This window comes from Pseudoalteromonas sp. PPB1 (genome assembly GCF_015356275.1).
GTDB classification, from domain to species: Bacteria; Pseudomonadota; Gammaproteobacteria; order Enterobacterales; family Alteromonadaceae; genus Pseudoalteromonas; species Pseudoalteromonas rubra_D.
The window spans coordinates 1-18,080 of sequence record NZ_JACEQV010000013.1 but is presented as its reverse complement, the minus strand read 5'-3'; the positions used below and the strand labels follow the sequence as shown (position 1 = coordinate 18,080).

Genomic DNA, 18,080 nt, shown 5'->3' with positions numbered 1-18,080 from the left:
CGAAGCATTGCCCCGGCAGATACACTGAGAGTAAAATGGTGAATTGGTACAGTTGAACAGTGATATGTGTAGTATGTCTGGGGGAGTAAATATGATATTACCGGTTATTTTGTGTGGCGGCTCCGGAACCCGGCTATGGCCCATGTCGCGCGAACGCTACCCCAAACAGTTTTTACAGCTGGGTTCTGAGCATACGCTTTTACAGGACACCTTGCTGAGGCTTGAACCAGGCAGCGATCAGCCAGCATTGGTGATTTGCAATGAAGTACACCGGTTTATTTGTGCTGAGCAAATGCGCGCCATAGGCTATCAGGCTGGTGGGATTATACTAGAACCAGAAGGGCGCAACACGGCACCGGCCATTGCACTGGCAGCGCTCAAAGCCTGCAAAAATGGTGACGATCCAATATTGCTTGTACTGGCGTCAGATCATTACATTGGTGATGTTTCGGCATTCCGCCAGAGTATTGAACGGGGTTTGGCTTTGGTGCAGGGAGGCAAATTGGTGACCTTTGGTATTGCGCCCGACAGCCCGCATACAGGGTACGGATACATTAAATGTGGCTCGCCCCTTACTCATGATGCCGGCGATGATATAGGCGCTGAGGTAGCTGCGTTTATCGAAAAGCCTGACGAGCAAACAGCACAGGGTTATCTTGAGCAAGGCGGTTATCTCTGGAACAGTGGCTTATTTTTATTTCGAGCAAGTGATTACTTAAAAGAGTTGGCGCAGTACAGACCTGATATTTTGCAGGCTTGTGAGCAGGCGATGGCAGAGCCGCAAGTTGATCTGGATTTTACCCGAGTCAATCGTGAGGCGTTTTTAGCCGCTCCTTCTGAATCAATAGACTATGCCGTAATGGAGCATACCGAGCATGCTGCAGTCGTTCCCCTAAATGCGCAGTGGAACGACATCGGGAGCTTCGAAGCGCTTTGGCAAACTCTGAGCAAAGACTCCCAGAACAATGCCCATATCGGGAATGTCATGGCGCTGAATACGCGGGATAACCTCGTCCTCGCACAGGATCGCTTGGTGGCGACAGTAGGAGTGCAGGATCTGGTGGTCGTTGATACCAAAGATGCGTTGTTGGTGGCCCACCGCAATCAGAGTCAGACGATTAAGTCATTGGTGGATGAGCTGAAAGATCGTGAATTAGCGCAAGTAACAGACCACAGAGAAGTTTACCGACCCTGGGGCAAGTATGACATTGTTGATCAGGATCAGCGCTTTTTGGTCAAGCGGATCACGGTCAGGCCCGGACACAGCTTGTCGCGACAATTGCACTATCACCGGGCGGAACATTGGGTGGTTGTGTCAGGCACTGCTGAAGTGGAGATCGGTGAAGAGCGTCGCTTATTATGCGAGGATCAGTCGGTGTTTATTCCTGCAACTGTGGTACATCGGCTCAGCAATCCCGGTAAAGTTGATTTACAACTGATAGAGGTGCAATCGGGCAGTTATTTGGAGGAAGATGACATTATCCGGTTTGAGGATGATTATACCAGAGGGCCGCATGACAACAGCTAATTGCACAGAGATCATTGCGCAAAGTGGTATTCAGTTTGGTACCAGTGGTGCCAGAGGGCTTAATGACGGGTTTACGGCTCAGGTGTGTCAGGCTTTTATGGTTGCTATGATTGCACAACTAAAACCACGTTATGGCTTTAGTGGTGTTGTGGTGGGGATGGATAACCGTCCTTCCAGCCCGAAGATAGCGCAATATTGTGTCAGTGCGTTACATGCTTTAGGGGTGACAGTGCAGTTTGCCGGGGTGTTGCCAACGCCTGCATTGGCCTTGTGTGCACAACGAAGTAAGAGGGCTGCGGTCATGGTGACTGGCAGTCATATCCCCTTTGATCGCAATGGACTTAAGTTTTATCACCCCTATGGTGAAATAGACAAAGCCGATGAAGCGGCTATTGTGGCTTGTCAGGCTGTCCCAAGCCCAATAAACATACAACCTCTGCCAGACCCTGATCATAAGATAAGTGCGCCGTATTTATCTCGTATGCTGGATGTTTTTCCGGCTGACTTATGCGTCGGAAAGACCATTGGTGTGTATCAGCACACCAGTGCCGGACGTGATTTATACGTTGCTGTGCTAGAGGCACTGGGCGCGAAGGTAATTTGCCTGGGGCGCAGTAGTGAGTTTGTCCCGATTGATACTGAAGCTGTCAGCGAGCAGGATAAATCCCTTGCCCTGCAATGGACCAGGGAGCATCATTTAGATTTGTTATTCAGTACGGATGGCGACGGTGACAGACCTATGATAGCCGACCATTCAGGGCATTGGCTCAGAGGCGATATACTGGGCCTGTTGTGTGCTAAAGCACTGGATATTGAGGCGCTGAGTGTGCCGCTGAACTGTAACACCTCACTGGAGCTGTGTGGAGAGTTTAAGCAGGTTAGGCGCACACGAATAGGCTCTCCATATGTGATTGAGCAACTGATTCATTTAGCTGACATATACCCCACAGTTGCCGGGTTTGAAGCCAATGGAGGGTTTTTGCTGGGCACAGATATTATGATTAACGGTAAAGTCATTGAACGTTTGCCGACCCGGGATGCATTACTCCCGCTACTGGCCATCTTGTATCTGGTCAAGCAACGAGGCACTACCTTGGCACAGCTAACGCGTCAATATGCGATGCGTTATACTGCCAGCGATCGTTTGCAAGGGGTTACACGGGCCAGCTCAGACTCGTTGTTAGCCACATTGCAGACACAACCGCAGAGGCTTGCCGATGTGCTTAAGTGTGATTGTGTGCCCTCCGTTGCGAGCACTCTGGATGGTGTACGTTTTTTGCTCGATGATGACTGTGTTGTACACCTGAGGCAATCGGGCAATGCGCCTGAGCTGCGCTGTTATACCGAAGCATCATCGCAGCAGCAGGCAGGTGAATTGGTCAGGACACTGTTGGGGGCGTTGGCGCAGCAGTTGTCTACGCCTGCACCAGGCAGTTGATCCGGGTTAGCAAGTCCTGCGGTGCAGTATCACGAGTATCATTCAGGTACTCCTCAAATGGAGGGTAATCAACCAGCTCCAGCCCACTTTGCGGTAGCCATTGGCCAAACAGCCAGTTGTAGGGTTGCTCCAGCTCACTGTAATCCCCTTTAAAAATCAGTGAGACCAAATTACCCGCAGGAATGGTGACGGCCTCAAAGGTGTCTTGATCGAACTCAGTGCCTGGGGGCAAAGTGATACAGGCCATGGCCCGGAGATTGTCCTGCACTACTGTTTGTGGATCGTCATAGTAAATGCCAAAGTAACGGGTCTGCTCATTAATTAGGCCTTTACTGCCTGCCATCATCCCGAGTTTTTCGAAGGTTTTTCCTATTTGCATATAGTCTCCCTGATGAGCGAGGCCAATAAGGGTTAATGCGTTTTGTTGCGTTTTTTCTACCTGGTACATGGTGTTGTACTCCTGTGGTTGAGCTGGATAAAACGCAGCGCTTTGCAGAGTATCGCTTAGCTGTTGCTGGCGAAATTGATTGGGGGTCATACCATAATGACGGCTGAATGCGCGGTTAAAGGCTTCAACGCTGCCATAGTTTACCCGTTTTGCTATCTGCTGCTGAGTGAGTGTGCTGCGAACTAAGTAGGATGCCGCTTTCAACATGCGCATACGTCTTACTGTGGCGTTCACCGGTTCACCCATAAACTCGCGAAATATGCGATGGAAGTGGTAACACGACATACAGGCTACGTCAGCCAGTGTGTTTACGTCCAAATCCTGATCAACATGATCATACATATAATCAATCACCCGCAGCAGACGCTGTTGATAGTGGTTGAGTGTGGCGATACGTGTTGTCATGATGCTTTCTCGCTTCGGTTATAGGCTAGTCAGTTTAGCACTTCAAGATGCACACCAGGGTTGTTGGCGACGAAACTCAGCGTATATCAGACAGGATTGATAATGTTTGCGCACTTGTCGAAATTCGCAAATTGAGGCTACAGGTCAATTGCTTTACACTGTTCTGGCTTATTAAATGGAAAACACATTGGGAGACATCATGAAGTGCACTAGTTGTGGCGAAGGCCAGCTGCGCCCAGGGTTCATTGAAGGCTTATTTCGGGCGCATAGCTGCGACCACTGTCAGGGGGATTGGATCCTGATAGAAGATTATGTTGCCTGGAAAGAGCGCAATCCTAACTATCAATTTGCGGAACATATTGAGTTTGGCGATGAGGCAGAAGATAGCAAACGCGCGCTGATTTGCCCTGTGTCCGGTACTTTGATGCGTAAATTCAGAATTAGTGCAAATAGCGCACATCGGGTTGATTACAGCGTAGCCACTGGCGGCATCTGGCTAGATAAAGGAGAATGGGACTTGCTGAAAGCTGAGGGGCTGGCTGGCGCACTAAATCAACTGGTTACTCAGCAGTGGCAACAGCAAATCCGCGAAGACACCAGCCAGCAGAACTTCGCCGATATCTATCAGGATAAGTTTGGTGACGAAACCTACCAGCGATTGCGCGAGACCCGTACGTGGTTGAATAATCATCCTCAGAAAGCCGACCTGAGAGCTTATCTGATGGCAGAAGATCCCTATTCTGCCGAGCGTTAGGCACATTGTGTTAATTAAGGTGGCTACAGTGAAGCTTGGTTAGCCACTTGTTCAGGCTGAACACTGCTTTTGGTGCGCTGTGTTAGCCAGCGTGCCATGGGCTTTTCAATCCCATAATGGAGTAATCCTGCCAGTACTATCATGCCAAGTGTGGTGAACACAACCAGACTGGCAATGTTGTGTTCGTTGCCAAAGCGGTTAAACAGCATGTAACCCAGATGCTGATGGAGTAGGTACAAAGGATAGGTGAGTATACCCAGGTAATACCAGCGACGAAATCTGAACGGGTGACGTTTTGCCAGGGCGGTCAGGCACAGCAGCGCAAAGAATATCCCATTGATGAAGGCGATAGTGGGTCCGTTAAAGGGAATATTAAACCAGCTTTGCATCAGCGCACCAAACAACACCGACTGTGTCAGCATAAATGCCAGCGAGAGTACCAGCAGACCTGCACCTTGCCAGTTCAATCCATCACGGCGTACAAGATAAAACACGCAACCACAGGCAAAGTAGCCACTCCAGTGCGGAAACATCGCCACAAACATATTGATGTTACTACTCCAGGGCAAAAACAGCGCAAGCAAACTGACGCTCAGGATCAGGGCCAGTATGGCTTTTAGATAGGGCATAAGCCCGCATGCGACAAGCAAGACCATACACAGATAAAACTTGAGCTCGATGTACAGTGTCCAGTAAGCGCTATCCAGCGATGCAACGGAAAATAGTTCCTGTGCCATGGTCAGGTTGGTCAGGTACTGCCCAAGCGAGATGTTAAACACATCTTTGCCCCAGAGCAAAGTGGCCAGCGCAGTGATGGTCAATGCTGCCCAGTAGGCAGGGTAAAGCCTGATAAAACGCGCGGTTAAGAACTCCCTGAGTGTGCGCCCTTGCAGGCTCATCAAGATCACAAATCCGCTGATGACAAAGAAAAAGTTAATACCCATATTGGTATAGCGAGTGACTTCACGGACTGCCTCAAAGTCGGCGATTGGGGCAAACCCTTCCATATGCCCGGTATAGGTGTAGTGAAAGATCACCACACCCAGCGCACAAATAAAACGCAGCAGGTCCAGTTCATAGACGCGTTGTGTCATAACAGCTTTCCTTATTGTTTTTATAGTGGCAGTTATGATGAGAGAGAGGATGGTTGTTTGTCTATAAATTAGCCACAAATGCGCGTGAAACATTTTCATGCTCGTCGCAGGCTAGGGGATTAATGCTGAGTGTGGTCAGTCATTGCTGTAAAGGGGGCGATATCTGTGATGCAAATACGCTCAAGTTATCGTCACTGTTTTTGTTAAAAGGTGAAACCCTCGCCAATTGTCTAAGCACGACGCAGAATATATAAGTGCCAGTGACGAGGGTCTCAGGTTGGTTTTAGCGGTTCACTTGCGCCATTAGTGATTGCCACCAGGTTTGGTTTAAATAGGCCTGATTAATGGTGATGATTTCTCCGGGCGTCGGTGTGTTGAGCACAACACCTTGCTGCTGCGCTGCGCTATGTACACGCTCCAGAGGGTCATACCAGCTATGAAAGGCCAGGTCAAAGGTTCCGTTGTGGATAGGGATCATAATTTTGCCGCGTAGATCCAGATGCGCTTGTACGCTTTGCTCCGGAGTCATATGAATATCGGCCCAGTCGGCATCATAGGCTCCCGTTTCTATCAGTGTGTAATCAAAGGGACCATAGCGCTCGCCAATATCTTTGAAACCGGGGAAGTAGCCAGAGTCGCCGCTAAAATAAAGACGTTCATGGTCGGTTTTTATGACCCAGGAGCCCCACAATGTGCGGTTTGCATCACTCAGGCCACGCCCGGAAAAGTGTTGGGTAGGGGTAAATGCCACCATCACGTCCTGATCATGCAGCTCTTGCCACCAGTCAAATGAATGAATTTTTTCAGCCTCGATACCCCAGCGGATCAAATCCCCTTCAACGCCAAGTGGCACTAAAAACTGAGTCGTTTTTGCATTGAGTTGTTTGACCGCCTGTTTATCCAGGTGATCATAATGATTGTGAGAGATCAGCACTTTATCAATGGGAGGCAATTCATCAAGCGAGATAGGTGGTTGATGAAAGCGGCTTGGCCCTATGAATGAAAAGGGAGAAGCACGTTCGGAGAAAACCGGGTCCAACAGCCAGTAAGCCCCATTCACTTTCAGTAGTACCGAAGAATGTCCGAGTTTAATGATATGCACGCCAACATCTGGTAAAGCGTTTAACTCCGCGCGGGTTAACTTTGAGACAGGCAATCTTTGCTCAGGCTCAGCGGCAACTTTGGCCTCGGTAAAAAACCGCCAGGTGATAGCCAACGTTTTGCTCAGGCTGGCAGGCATAGTCGGGTGTAGGTTTTTAAACCGGCCTTGTTGAAAATGCTCAGACTGGTAACCCTGAGATGGCACTTGTGCATTAAGATTAGAGATCATAGAACAGCCCCCTGTAATAGCGCCAAACATGATGGCAAAAATAACCAACCACTTTTTCATTGTGTGATCCAAAAGTAAACTACACTGTGCAGTTTACTTTTTTGGGTGGAAAAGTAAACTATTAAGTGTCTTTTTTTGGATGAACTATGTGGGCTGGCTGCTGTTGCCTACTCAAAATGCCGTGGTGAAGACAACAGTTGATTTAGCCTCTCTTTGAATCCGTTCGCTTTTTTAAGTTTGCAGAGCAATATCCGACACTCATGGAAATTGATAGATAGCAGCGTATCTTGTGGTGCACTACCGACAATACCATAACGGATCCGTTCATGAGGTTGCACATCCGTGTAGGTGCCAAACAGTTTGTCCCAGATGATCAACACGCCTGCAAAGTTTTTGTCGAGATAGCAGGCGTTGCTGGCGTGATGAATACGGTGATGTGTGGGGGTATTAAATACTCGCTCCAGCCAGCCCAGTTGACCAACCAGCTGAGTATGAACAAAAAACTGAAAAGCGAGGTTAATGGCCACGACGGCAAGAACCAGCTCAGGCACAAAGCCGAGTATGATCATCGGGGTCCAGAATAGCCACATGCCAACAAAGGGATAGAGTAAACTTTGGCGAAAGGCCGTTGAAAAGTTCATGTGTTCAGAGCTATGGTGGACCACATGTGCTAACCACAGCCAGTGTACTTTGTGTGAGGCACGATGAAACCAGTAGTATAGAAAATCTTGCAGTAAGAAAGCGCCAGCTACAGTCAGAACTGTGAGGGGAACTTCAAATAGCGCGAATTGATGCAACCAATAGAACAGCGGCATCAGCACACTCAATGCCAACAGATCAGCGCCCTGATGGAGTAAGGCGAGTATCACGTTGTGCAGACTGTCTTTGAGGCGATAGTGTCCGGGAGCGATGCGATATTCCAGCACTATGGCAATCACAAAGACTGGACTGAGTAGTAGCAAGATCCACTCAACGGACAGCATAACTGGCCTCCAGCCGCGTCAGTGCGAGGTTGATGTCACGGGTGATCAGGTGGCGAATAATAAAGCCTGGCAGGTACCAGGGTGGAGCAAAGCGCACATGGTAATCAATCCGGGTTGAGGTGTTATTGTCGATTTGACGCAGCCGGATCTCACCCTGGTGTTTTTTCACTGGGAAATCACCGACGATTTGATAGCGAATTGAACCTGGGTCGGCATGCTGGATCTGTTCATAGAATCTGAGCCCCAGCATACGTACTTCGCGAATACAGCCACTGCCACCCCGAATGGCTGGATGTACAGCACTGTGCACGACTTTGAACTGGGCATTAAAAAAGCGATCTAACCTTGGGTGATCAAGCAGAGTTTCCATTACCTCATGCGGCGTGGCGGCGATGTCTCTGTGGCAGCGAACATTGACCATGGCTTTTCCTTATTCACAGTTTTGTCTAGTGTAAGTGAGGTTTATCTGGCAATCTTGCGAATAGGCGACGTAATTTTGTCCAAATGCGACATGGAAAACACTTTAGATAAAAACTATTTCACCAGTGTGCAGCTCTATCTGGAGCAATTAGGCTGGCTGTACGAAAACAGCAATCAGTACGCAAGTAACACGGAGGCTGAACTGGGGGCGAGGATCCCTTTGGCTGAATATGAGCAGATATTGCAAGTAGGGGTTGAGCTGACTAAAGATCCTTTGTTTGGTTTTCACCTGGGCCAGCAGATCCAGTCTGCAGATTATGGCGTGTTGGGCTACCTGGTTGAAAGCTGCGAAAACTTGCATCAGGCGCTGATGGCGCTACTCAGATATGACCAGCTTGTGGCCAGCATCGGAAAAGCACAATTTCATCAACAGCATGATTGGGCCGTACTTGACTGGGTACCAAATTCACGGACCTCTCGTCATGTGATCTTGCGCAATATGACCGCCTGGGTTGCCTTAGTGCGTGCCTTGTTAACCCAAAAGGTCGCGCCTGAGCGCGTTTACTTAACCTGCTCTTTGAACAACACAGAGTGTTCAGAGCTGGCGCTGTGGTTCGGTTGCCCTGTGATTGGTAGTCAGCATTGCAATCAGATTGTATTTCAGCGCGCTTATCTGTCCTTGCCCTTCAGACGGGCGAATTGCGTTATGCATGAGGCGTTACAGCGTCTGTCAGACAAAGCACTGGCACAACTTCAGCAGCATCATACCGTGGCAACACAGCTTCGTATTATGCTGGTTGCCCGTCGCGATCTCAGTGATTGTCAGCTGGACAGGCTGGCTGGTGAATTAAATAAATCGGTGCGTCAGGTACAAAGGCAGCTTAAGCAATGTAATACCAGTTACTCACAGTTACTGACCGAAGAGCGGCTCAGGCGGACTCGAGACTTACTGGGCACCATGCCACTGGCCGAGCTGGCAAGAGAGTTAGGGTTTAACGAACAGGCGGCTTTTAACAAGGCGTTTAAGCGCTGGTTTGGATGTTCTCCGGGAAAGTTCAGCAAACAAAAGCAGAACACTGAGGATTCCTGAGTAGGATTGGATACGGAGTATGACATAAAGCGGGACGTTTACAGTCCCGTTATCTTGCCTGTTTTACCAAGTGATACAGACAGAGCCACCACCTTCTATTTGTTTGTCCATATGACAGGCTGCACCGCCTGAACATGCACCCTGACCACCGCCGATACGTGGCGTCATTTTGTTGTTGATTGATTGTGGTTGCTGAGACAAGTTCTTATAGTTCTTTTTGTTTAGGTTAAGCTTCATGATTAGTCCTTTTATAATTGAGTTAATGAACGACAGCTGCTGCGACTAAGGCAAAATTGCAGTTGCTGTACAAAATCCATACTGAACTATAAAGAGATATTTGTATATATTTTTTGTTAATGGCTGTAAGGGAGATGAGTTTGATCTGCCAACAATGCGTATGGCAGATCTGAGAGGGGATAAATTACAATGACTCGCTGTATTGAGTCATGATTTGTTCAATCCATGCCGCAATACGTTCATCGCTTTTTTCGTACTGGCTATCTTCATCCAGTGCCAGGCCCACAAACTGGCTTTTGTCTTCAGTCAGTGCTTTGGACGCTTCAAACTCATAGTCGCTGCTATTGGGCCAGTACCCAAGAAAATTGACACCCTGTGGCGCAATTTTATCGTGTAGCATCCCCAGAGCGTCCTGGAACCATTGCCCATAGCCCTGTTGATCACCCATACCAAATAATGCGATGGTTTTCCCGGCGAGGTTGACCTGGTCGATGTCGTCCCAGTGAGACTCCCAGTCTTCTTGTAACTCGCCAAAGTCCCACGTTGAGATACCGAAGATCACAAAGTCGAACTGCTCTGCATTTTTCAGAGGCTCGTCTTTGATATTGTGGAGCGACAGGATGTCTTTACCCATGATCTCTTGCATCTTTTCTGCTGCCATTTCTGTGTAGCAGGTAGTTGAACCATAAAATAACCCGATCTGCATAGTAGTCTTCGCTCAATTGGCTGTTATTATATGGCGCGAAGTCTACCTTATGGTGTAACTAATTGATACAGGCGGCCCGTGACCGATATAGAATTATCTGACTCAGCCATGCACAGTAACAGTGAGCTGATTGAATCTTTCCTGGATGCGCTTTTTCTTGAGCAGGGACTCAGTGACAACACCCTGGCTGCCTATCGGGCTGACCTGGATAAGTTTGTCCGTTATGTTGTGGCGCATCTCGATGATAAACCATTGTTGGCCATCAATAACGCAGATGTGGAGGCCTATCTGGCCTATCGGGTCGACCAGGGGTTGAAACCGCGCAGTACCGCGCGGGCAATGAGTGCCCTCAAGCGCTTTTATGCCTATTGGGTGAGCAAACAGGTGCTTCCTGCCAGCCCTTTGACACATATCGCGCAGCCCAAGTTGTCGCAATCGTTGCCTAAAACCCTCAGTGAGCAGGAAGTTGAAGCTCTGCTCAGTGCACCTGATGTGGAAGATCCTATGGGCCTTAGAGACAAAGCGATGCTGGAATTGTTGTATGCGACGGGATTAAGGGTCACAGAACTGGTGGGGCTGCGGATGGAGCAAATTAATCTGCGTCAGGCTGTTTTGCTGGTTCGTGGTAAAGGTGGCAAAGAAAGACTGGTTCCGATGGGTGAGGAAGCGTTGCACTGGGTCGAACAATTTCTAAAGGTTGGACGAGCTCAAATGGTGAAACATGCGAATGACTTTGTCTTCGTCTCTAAGCGTGGTATCGGCATGACCCGGCAAACTTTTTGGCATCGCATCAAACACTATGCTATGTTGGCAGACGTTAAGTCACCGTTATCGCCACACACGTTGCGTCATGCGTTTGCAACACATTTGCTCAATCATGGGGCGGATCTCCGCGTTGTACAAATGATGTTAGGCCATAGCGATTTGTCGACAACCCAGATTTATACGCATGTTGCCAGTGAGCGACTGAAATCGCTTCATCAGCAACATCATCCTAGGTCGTGATGGAATTTATTTGCAGTAATCCGGTCCTAGTGATTAACAAGAGCAATTTTACGAGAAAAACATGAAAAAGTTACTTTTAGCAGCATCGCTCGCTTTTAGTGTCGGTACCTTTGCCGAGACAATCAAAGAAGTTTCACCAATGGCGGTTAGCCCCATCGCATCTCAATTTGCGGATCTGGGCTTAACAGTCAAGAGTGTATCAGACAGCCCTATTTCGGGCCTTAAGACTGTGATCACAGATAAAGGGGTATTCTATGCAAGCCCTAATGGTCAGTATCTGGTTCAGGGGACCATGATTGATGTGACAAACCGTCGTAATATCACTGAGGATGCACTCAGTGGTGTACGTAAAAGTGGTGTCGCTGAGTACCAGGATTCGATGATTGTGTACAAGGCGGAAAATGAGAAACACCAAATCACGGTCTTTACTGACATTACCTGTGGCTATTGCCGTAAACTTCACCGTGAGCTGGATGATTATCTGGCGGCGGGCATCACCGTTAAGTATCTTGCGTTCCCCCGTGGCGGCCTGAGTGGTAACGGTTACAAGAGCCTGATGAACGTTTGGTGTGCTGACGATGCTGCATCTGCCATGACTGAAGCGAAAGCAGGTAACACCATTGCGGATGCAAAGAATTGTCAGGCACCGGTTGCTGAGCATTATCAGCTAGGTCAGAGTTTTGGTATTTCCGGTACTCCGGCTATTGTGCTTGAAGACGGCAGTATGATCCCGGGTTATCAACCGGCAGACGCGTTGGCAAAAATGTTAGACCAAGCGAGCAAAAAATCTTAAATCTGAGGTATACTCTCAGCGTTTCTAAAAAGGCCTGCGGGCCTTTTTTGCTTTGTGGAGGTTTATTCCAATTTCACTTAATTAAGCAAATTGGTATTACTTCACGTCATCAGGTAGTTCAGAGAGTGTTATGCAAACAGAGATCCGACCCAGATTACGTGTCGATGACAGTCATTTACCCACCCATCTTCACCCTGTAATTAAACAAATTTATGCCGCCAGGGGTGTAAAAGAGGCCCAAGAGCTTGATAACAGTGCCGCCACTTTGCTGGATTTTCGTTTGTTCCGGGACATGGATAAAGCCTGTGCCTTACTAGAAACAGCATTACAGCAACAGCAAAGTATACTCATTGTGGGCGACTTTGATGCCGATGGCGCAACTAGCACAGCTGTGCTGATGGAGGGGCTGCGCCTGTTTGGTCTGCAACAAGTCGACTACCTGGTTCCTGACCGTTTTAGTCTGGGTTATGGCCTAAGTCCGGCACTAGCGGAGCAAATAGTTCAACTTGCTCCACAACTGGTGATCACCGTTGATAATGGTATCTCTTGCCTGGCAGGCATAGACATCGTAAAACAGGCTGGCATTGCTGTTCTGGTCACCGATCATCATTTGCAGGGTGAGCAACTGCCCAATGCCGACGCCATCGTTAATCCTAATCGGCACGACTGCCAATTTCCCTCGAAATCGATTGCGGGTGTTGGTGTGGCGTTTTACTTGCTGGTGGCATTTCGTCATCATTTGCGCTCTTCGGGCTATTTTGAGCGTCAGGGCCTGACTCAGCCTAACCTGGCATCCTTGCTGGACATAGTTGCTTTGGGGACGGTCGCGGATGTCGTTGCCCTGGATGCCAACAACCGTACTTTAGTACATCAGGGACTGGCGCGTATTCGCAAAGGGCAAACCCGGCCTGGGATCCGTGCTCTGATTGAAGTGGCAAATCGCACCGCAGCCCGGCTTAACGCCAGTGATTTTGGTTTTGCACTGGCACCGAGATTGAATGCTGCAGGGCGACTGGACGATATGAGTCTGGGTATCGCTTGCTTACTGTCTAAAGAAGAGCATCAGGCACGGCGCATTGCCGCACAATTGGATAGCCTAAACCAGGAGCGACGAGAGATAGAGCAGGGCATGCAGCAAGAAGCGCAGGCGGTGCTTGAGCGTTTGGTTGCTGCGCAGCAGAGTATTCCGGATGCGGTATGTTTATATCAGGATGACTGGCATCAGGGGGTGATTGGGATCCTGGCGGGCAGACTCAAAGAAAAATACCATCGCCCGGCGATTATTTTTGCTCAGGGCGACAATGACGAAATTAAAGGGTCGTGCCGCTCAATTGAAGGCTTGCATATGCGTGATTTGCTGGAGCAGATAAATACACGCCATCCGGACTTAATCGTGAAATTCGGTGGCCATGCGATGGCGGCCGGCTTGACCATCAGAGAAGCCGACTTTAGCGACTTTAAACGCACCTTTGAGGCCCTGGTCAGCGAAACCCTCAGCGAAGAGCATAAGCAGTCGGTATTACTGACAGATGGTGAGTTACCAGCTGAGTGTTTTAATATGGACTTTGCCATGTTACTGCAACAGGCAGGGCCCTGGGGTCAGCATTTCCCTGAGCCGGTATTCAGCGGCGTGTTCGAGTTAGTGCAGCAGCGCATTGTCGGAGAGAAACATCTCAAGCTGGTGCTTAAACACCCCAGCGGTAAATTGGTTGATGCGATTGCGTTTAACATAGATGTGCGGGCCTGGCCAAACACCGCGGCACAGATGGCGGAGTTAGCTTATCAACTGGATATCAATGAGTTTAGAGGCAAGTTTACCTTGCAGTTGATAGTTCGGGAGATCCGTGCCTGCTAACATTTGCGAGAAAGGTATAAAATGTTCTCTTTAAGGGCTGATATCTGAGCCCATTATTTGTTAGTATTGGCCGTTTAGACCGCTTACATAATGTGTTGATACACAGTGGTCGCAAAATTTTCAGTCCGGTGGTCACTTTAGGTGGGCCATTGGCTGCGTCACCATCACGTAAATTGGAGTAATGTGAATGTTTGAAGTGAATCCTGTGATTAATCAAATCAAGGAAATTCGCGAGCGTACTGAACTTCTTCGGGGGTATCTTTGACTATGCTCTGAAACAAGAGCGGTTGGAAGAAGTTAATGCGGAACTGGAAGATCCAGCAGTCTGGAATGAGCCTGAGAAGGCACAGGCATTGGGTCGCGAAAAATCCAGTCTGGAAACCATCGTTGAAACCATAGACAACCTGGTGAGCGGTGCAGATGATGCAGAAGGCCTGGTTGAGCTGGCTGTAGAAGCCGAAGACGAAGAGACTTTTGCTGAAGCTGAGCAAGAAGTGCAAGGCCTGAATGCCCAGCTCGAAAAGCTGGAGTTCCGCCGTATGTTCTCTGGCGCACAAGACAGCAATGATGCCTATCTCGATCTGCAAGCCGGTTCCGGTGGTACAGAAGCCCAGGACTGGTGCAACATGTTGTTGCGTATGTATCTGCGCTGGGCAGAAGCCAAAGGGTTCAAAACTGAGATTGTCGAAGCAACAGATGGTGACGTGGCAGGTATCAAAGGCGCAACACTGCGTGTCAGCGGCGAGTATGCTTATGGCTGGCTGCGCACAGAAACCGGTGTACACCGCCTGGTCCGCAAGAGCCCGTTCGACTCAGGCGGTCGTCGTCACACCTCGTTCGCCTCTGCATTCGTATACCCGGAAATTGATGACAACATTGAGATTGACATCAACCCGGCAGATTTGCGTATCGACGTATATCGTGCCTCGGGCGCGGGTGGTCAGCACGTTAACCGGACAGAGTCTGCGGTGCGTATTACGCACTTGCCAACGAACACTGTGGTGCAGTGCCAGAACGACCGTTCACAGCACAAAAACAAAGATCAGGCAATGAAACAGTTAAAAGCAAAACTGTTTGAACTTGAGCTGCAAAAGCAAAATGCGGAAAAGCAGGCTCAGGAAGATGCCAAATCTGACATCGGTTGGGGCAGCCAGATCCGTTCTTACGTACTGGACGACTCGCGTATTAAAGACCTGCGCACCGGTGTTGAGAACCGTAATACCCAGGCGGTATTGGACGGTGATCTAGACAAATTTATCGAAGCCAGCCTGAAATCAGGCCTATAATCAACAAGCTAAACTAAGAGCTAAAAAATGACAGAGCAAATCCAAGACGAGAATAAACTCATTGCTGAGCGTCGTGCTAAATTGGATGCAATTCGTGATAATTGCAGTGCCAATGGCCATCCGAACACCTTCCGCCGTGAAGACTATACGGCTGATCTACAGGCTAAGTTTGGTGATAAGTCTAAAGAAGAGCTGGTTGAGTTAGATCATCAGGTCTCTGTGGCTGGCCGTATCCTTGCTAAACGTGGGCCATTTTTGGTTCTGCAAGACATGAAAGGCCGTATCCAGGCTTACGCCTCTAAAGATGTACAAAAAGAGCTGAAAGCCAAATATGGTCAGCTCGACATTGGTGACATCATTGGTGTGTCTGGTCCGTTGCACAAATCAGGTAAAGGCGACTTGTATGTTGATATGGTTCAGTATGAACTACTGACTAAATCGCTGCGTCCGCTACCAGAGAAATTCCATGGTTTAACGGATCAGGAAGCCAAGTATCGTCAACGTTACGTTGATCTGATCACTAACATGGAAACGCGTGAGACCTTCCGTATTCGCTCTAAAGTGATTGAAGGCATTCGTCGTTTCCTGGCTGAACGTGACTTTATGGAAGTTGAAACGCCAATGCTACAAGTGATCCCTGGCGGTGCGACTGCACGTCCGTTTGTGACACACCACAATGCGCTGGACATCGACATGTATCTGCGTATCGCACCTGAGCTTTACCTGAAGCGCCTGGTGGTTGGTGGCTTTGACCGCGTCTTCGAGATCAACCGTAACTTCCGTAACGAAGGTCTGTCGACTCGTCACAACCCGGAATTCACTATGATTGAATTCTATCAGGCATACGCAGATTACAAAGATCTGATGAACCTGACAGAAGACATGCTGCGTACCGTTGCACAGGATGTACTGGGCACGACCATTGTGACTAATACAGTCAAGAACGCAGAAGGCGAAGTCCTTGAGACCATCGAGTACGACTTTGGTAAAGCGTTTGAGCGCCTGTCTATGGCTGATGCGATCATCAAATATGGTCCTGACGCTGAAGCCTCTGCGCACATCTTTAAAGATCCAGAAAACCACTTTGACGAGTTGGTGGCATACGCGAAGAAAGTACACGTGAAGATCCCTGAAAAATGTGTATGGGGTGCCGGTAAGTTCTTATGTGAAATCTTTGAAGAAACCGCTGAGCATAAACTGATCCAGCCAACTTTCATCACGGAATACCCGTGGGAAGTATCACCGTTGGCACGTCGTAATGATGAAAACCCATTTATCACTGATCGCTTTGAATTCTTCGTAGGTGGACGTGAACTGGCAAATGGCTTCTCGGAGCTCAATGATGCAGAAGATCAGGCTGCGCGTTTTGCGCGTCAGGTTGAAGAGAAAGACGCCGGTGACGACGAAGCAATGCACTTTGATGATGACTACATCCGCGCGCTGGAGTATGGCTTGCCGCCAACGGCTGGTGAGGGGATTGGTATCGACCGCTTGGTGATGCTATTTACCGACTCTCCGACTATCAAAGACGTTATCCTGTTCCCGCACATGCGACCTCAGGCTGACTAGTCCGGTTACATTGAATGTACAATTGAGAAAAGCGCCTTAGGCGCTTTTCTTTTATCTATGTAAGACATCTCTGCTAAACGCCAGTTGAACTCTCAATATATTTATAAAACTTTTGTAAGATCAGAGGTTAGATACATAGAAAGTGTGCAGGAGTACAATCGGCGAATGGTTGCTAGTTGGGTACGACTGGCATATCAGACTTTTTAGCCTATACTGCTTTGGTTATGAAAGGATGCAAATGAACTCAGACCATGTCGCAACAAAAATCAAAATCACAGCACGAACAAGCCAGGATGAATTATTGTCGTAGCTGTATCAGCGAATTTCAGCGTTTAGGCTATGTAGATGCCTTTATTGCTGAAGAAAGCACGCGTAAGCAAACTCTTTTGGACCACTATAATATACAGTCAGGCCCTAAAAGTGACTAATTTATGACAAAATAATCGACAAAGTGCCTTAAAACAGACCAAGCTGAACAATCTATCACCATACAGTGCTTTTTTACAAGAAAAGTATTTGACATATTTTCACGGTTCTATATTATACGCCCCACAAAGACGGAGAGGTGGCCGAGTGGCTGAAGGCGCTCCCCTGCTAAGGGAGTATAGGGTTTGTAGCCCTATCGAGGGTTCGAATCCCTCCTTCTCCGCCATTTATTAAAATGGTGTCTTTGTAGTAAAACGGACGCGTAGCTCAGCTGGATAGAGTACCTGGCTACGAACCAGGCGGTCGGAGGTTCGAATCCTCCCGCGTCCGCCACTTCTCTTAAGTGGTTAAATAAAAAGACTACACTAATTCAGGTAGTAAAATTGAATTGAACAACGGACGCGTAGCTCAGCTGGATAGAGTACCTGGCTACGAACCAGGCGGTCGGAGGTTCGAATCCTCCCGCGTCCGCCACTTCTACTTTGAGAAGTGAGCAATCAACCGACGAAAGTCGGTTTTTTTGTTTCTGAAATTAGGTGTGAGTTATTTCAGCTGGATAGAGTACCTGACTACGAACCAGGCGGTCGGAGGGTCACTCTCCACAAAAGACGTCCCGAGCTCGCCACTTCTTATTCAGGAAGTGAGCAATCAACCGACGAAAGTCGGTTTTTTTGTGTCTGTATTTTGGGATAAAGGTTTCAGCAGGGTAGAGT

At 48.6% G+C, this 18,080-nt stretch carries 16 protein-coding genes and 3 tRNA genes; 12 read left to right on the top strand and 7 right to left on the bottom strand.

Features of this window, described 5'->3' with window-relative positions; genetic code table 11:
- The first annotated feature begins 91 nt into the window (after positions 1 to 91).
- Together IY568_RS14195 and IY568_RS14190 are read left to right on the top strand one after the other, a co-directional pair.
- Positions 92 to 1,528 (top strand): mannose-1-phosphate guanylyltransferase/mannose-6-phosphate isomerase, encoded by a 1,437-nt coding sequence (locus IY568_RS14195; RefSeq protein ID WP_194867926.1) that lies wholly within the window; start codon positions 92 to 94, stop codon positions 1,526 to 1,528.
- Positions 1,515 to 2,966 carry a phosphomannomutase gene (locus IY568_RS14190; protein WP_194867925.1) on the top strand — a complete coding sequence of 484 codons (1,452 nt, stop codon included), beginning with the start codon at positions 1,515 to 1,517 and terminating at the stop codon, positions 2,964 to 2,966. The genes IY568_RS14195 and IY568_RS14190 overlap by 14 nt, the downstream gene beginning before the upstream one ends.
- Here the strand turns inward: IY568_RS14190 and IY568_RS14185 are convergent.
- Positions 2,944 to 3,819, bottom strand: coding sequence for an AraC family transcriptional regulator (locus IY568_RS14185; protein WP_138538625.1), 876 nt, complete (start codon positions 3,817 to 3,819; stop codon positions 2,944 to 2,946). The genes IY568_RS14190 and IY568_RS14185 overlap by 23 nt on opposite strands.
- A 199-nt stretch (positions 3,820 to 4,018) precedes the next feature.
- On the opposite strand from IY568_RS14185, the gene IY568_RS14180 reads away from it, so the two are divergent.
- Positions 4,019 to 4,573, top strand: a complete 555-nt coding sequence (locus IY568_RS14180) for a zf-TFIIB domain-containing protein (protein WP_194867924.1) — start codon at positions 4,019 to 4,021, stop codon at positions 4,571 to 4,573.
- Positions 4,574 to 4,596: 23 nt separating this feature from the next.
- On the opposite strand, the gene IY568_RS14175 is transcribed toward IY568_RS14180, so the two are convergent.
- From IY568_RS14175 to IY568_RS14160, 4 genes are all read right to left on the bottom strand, one after another.
- Positions 4,597 to 5,667, bottom strand: coding sequence for an acyltransferase family protein (locus tag IY568_RS14175; protein ID WP_194867923.1), 1,071 nt, complete (start codon positions 5,665 to 5,667; stop codon positions 4,597 to 4,599).
- Positions 5,668 to 5,950: 283 nt separating this feature from the next.
- On the bottom strand, positions 5,951 to 7,057 hold the full coding sequence (locus IY568_RS14170) for an MBL fold metallo-hydrolase (RefSeq protein WP_416365168.1): 1,107 nt from the start codon (positions 7,055 to 7,057) through the stop codon (positions 5,951 to 5,953).
- A gap of 107 nt (positions 7,058 to 7,164) precedes the next feature.
- Positions 7,165 to 7,980 carry a sterol desaturase family protein gene (locus IY568_RS14165; protein WP_194867922.1) on the bottom strand — a complete coding sequence of 272 codons (816 nt, stop codon included), beginning with the start codon at positions 7,978 to 7,980 and terminating at the stop codon, positions 7,165 to 7,167.
- Complete coding sequence (locus tag IY568_RS14160) at positions 7,967 to 8,401, bottom strand: SRPBCC family protein (RefSeq protein ID WP_125562753.1); 435 nt, start codon at positions 8,399 to 8,401, stop codon at positions 7,967 to 7,969. The genes IY568_RS14165 and IY568_RS14160 overlap by 14 nt, the downstream gene beginning before the upstream one ends.
- Before the next feature lie 90 nt (positions 8,402 to 8,491).
- Here IY568_RS14160 and IY568_RS14155 point away from each other — a divergent pair, with 90 nt between their 5' ends.
- The gene (locus IY568_RS14155) at positions 8,492 to 9,490 is read left to right on the top strand and encodes an AraC family transcriptional regulator (RefSeq protein ID WP_194867921.1); all 999 of its coding nucleotides are present in this window, start codon (positions 8,492 to 8,494) and stop codon (positions 9,488 to 9,490) included.
- Positions 9,491 to 9,553: 63 nt separating this feature from the next.
- Here IY568_RS14155 and IY568_RS14150 read toward each other — a convergent pair whose 3' ends face one another.
- Positions 9,554 to 9,727: a hypothetical protein gene (locus IY568_RS14150; protein ID WP_156202181.1), complete on the bottom strand. Its 174-nt coding sequence runs from the start codon at positions 9,725 to 9,727 to the stop codon at positions 9,554 to 9,556.
- A gap of 184 nt (positions 9,728 to 9,911) precedes the next feature.
- A complete protein-coding gene (gene fldB / locus IY568_RS14145) occupies positions 9,912 to 10,433 on the bottom strand; it encodes a flavodoxin FldB (protein ID WP_125562749.1) in 522 nt (173 codons plus the stop codon).
- Between the two features lie 108 nt (positions 10,434 to 10,541).
- Between fldB and xerD the strand changes: the two genes are divergently transcribed.
- The 8 genes from xerD to IY568_RS14105 all read left to right on the top strand — a co-directional run bounded on the left by xerD (position 10,542) and on the right by IY568_RS14105 (position 17,841).
- The gene (xerD, locus tag IY568_RS14140; RefSeq protein ID WP_125562980.1) at positions 10,542 to 11,438 is read left to right on the top strand and encodes a site-specific tyrosine recombinase XerD; all 897 of its coding nucleotides are present in this window, start codon (positions 10,542 to 10,544) and stop codon (positions 11,436 to 11,438) included.
- 61 nt (positions 11,439 to 11,499) lie between these two features.
- Entirely contained in the window at positions 11,500 to 12,231 is a 732-nt protein-coding gene (gene dsbC, locus IY568_RS14135; RefSeq protein ID WP_125562747.1) for a bifunctional protein-disulfide isomerase/oxidoreductase DsbC, read from the top strand.
- Positions 12,232 to 12,361: 130 nt separating this feature from the next.
- Positions 12,362 to 14,086 carry a single-stranded-DNA-specific exonuclease RecJ gene (recJ, locus tag IY568_RS14130; RefSeq protein ID WP_194867920.1) on the top strand — a complete coding sequence of 575 codons (1,725 nt, stop codon included), beginning with the start codon at positions 12,362 to 12,364 and terminating at the stop codon, positions 14,084 to 14,086.
- Positions 14,087 to 14,273: 187 nt separating this feature from the next.
- Positions 14,274 to 15,372, top strand: a protein-coding gene (gene prfB, locus IY568_RS14125; protein WP_125562743.1) for a peptide chain release factor 2 whose coding sequence is annotated in 2 segments (ribosomal slippage) — positions 14,274 to 14,348 and positions 14,350 to 15,372 — 1,098 coding nt in all. Because the reading frame shifts where the segments join, the coding sequence is not laid out codon by codon here.
- A gap of 27 nt (positions 15,373 to 15,399) precedes the next feature.
- Positions 15,400 to 16,941, top strand: coding sequence for a lysine--tRNA ligase (lysS, locus tag IY568_RS14120; RefSeq protein WP_010386862.1), 1,542 nt, complete (start codon positions 15,400 to 15,402; stop codon positions 16,939 to 16,941).
- 559 nt (positions 16,942 to 17,500) lie between these two features.
- Positions 17,501 to 17,593: transfer RNA gene (locus IY568_RS14115), tRNA-Ser, on the top strand.
- 30 nt (positions 17,594 to 17,623) lie between these two features.
- A tRNA-Arg gene (locus tag IY568_RS14110) sits at positions 17,624 to 17,700 on the top strand.
- 64 nt (positions 17,701 to 17,764) lie between these two features.
- Positions 17,765 to 17,841 (top strand) — tRNA-Arg (locus IY568_RS14105).
- The last annotated feature ends 239 nt before the right edge of the window (positions 17,842 to 18,080 follow it).

Coding starts and splice junctions, on each gene's coding strand:
- IY568_RS14155 (WP_194867921.1), top strand. CDS start 8,492: ATGGAAAACACTTTAGATAAAAACTATTTCACCAGTGTGCAGCTCTAT.
- IY568_RS14160 (WP_125562753.1), bottom strand. CDS start 8,401: ATGGTCAATGTTCGCTGCCACAGAGACATCGCCGCCACGCCGCATGAG.
- IY568_RS14175 (WP_194867923.1), bottom strand. CDS start 5,667: ATGACACAACGCGTCTATGAACTGGACCTGCTGCGTTTTATTTGTGCG.
- IY568_RS14195 (WP_194867926.1), top strand. CDS start 92: ATGATATTACCGGTTATTTTGTGTGGCGGCTCCGGAACCCGGCTATGG.
- xerD (WP_125562980.1), top strand. CDS start 10,542: ATGCACAGTAACAGTGAGCTGATTGAATCTTTCCTGGATGCGCTTTTT.
- fldB (WP_125562749.1), bottom strand. CDS start 10,433: ATGCAGATCGGGTTATTTTATGGTTCAACTACCTGCTACACAGAAATG.
- IY568_RS14170 (WP_416365168.1), bottom strand. CDS start 7,057: ATGAAAAAGTGGTTGGTTATTTTTGCCATCATGTTTGGCGCTATTACA.
- dsbC (WP_125562747.1), top strand. CDS start 11,500: ATGAAAAAGTTACTTTTAGCAGCATCGCTCGCTTTTAGTGTCGGTACC.
- recJ (WP_194867920.1), top strand. CDS start 12,362: ATGCAAACAGAGATCCGACCCAGATTACGTGTCGATGACAGTCATTTA.
- IY568_RS14180 (WP_194867924.1), top strand. CDS start 4,019: ATGAAGTGCACTAGTTGTGGCGAAGGCCAGCTGCGCCCAGGGTTCATT.
- IY568_RS14185 (WP_138538625.1), bottom strand. CDS start 3,819: ATGACAACACGTATCGCCACACTCAACCACTATCAACAGCGTCTGCTG.
- lysS (WP_010386862.1), top strand. CDS start 15,400: ATGACAGAGCAAATCCAAGACGAGAATAAACTCATTGCTGAGCGTCGT.
- IY568_RS14190 (WP_194867925.1), top strand. CDS start 1,515: ATGACAACAGCTAATTGCACAGAGATCATTGCGCAAAGTGGTATTCAG.
- IY568_RS14150 (WP_156202181.1), bottom strand. CDS start 9,727: ATGAAGCTTAACCTAAACAAAAAGAACTATAAGAACTTGTCTCAGCAA.
- IY568_RS14165 (WP_194867922.1), bottom strand. CDS start 7,980: ATGCTGTCCGTTGAGTGGATCTTGCTACTACTCAGTCCAGTCTTTGTG.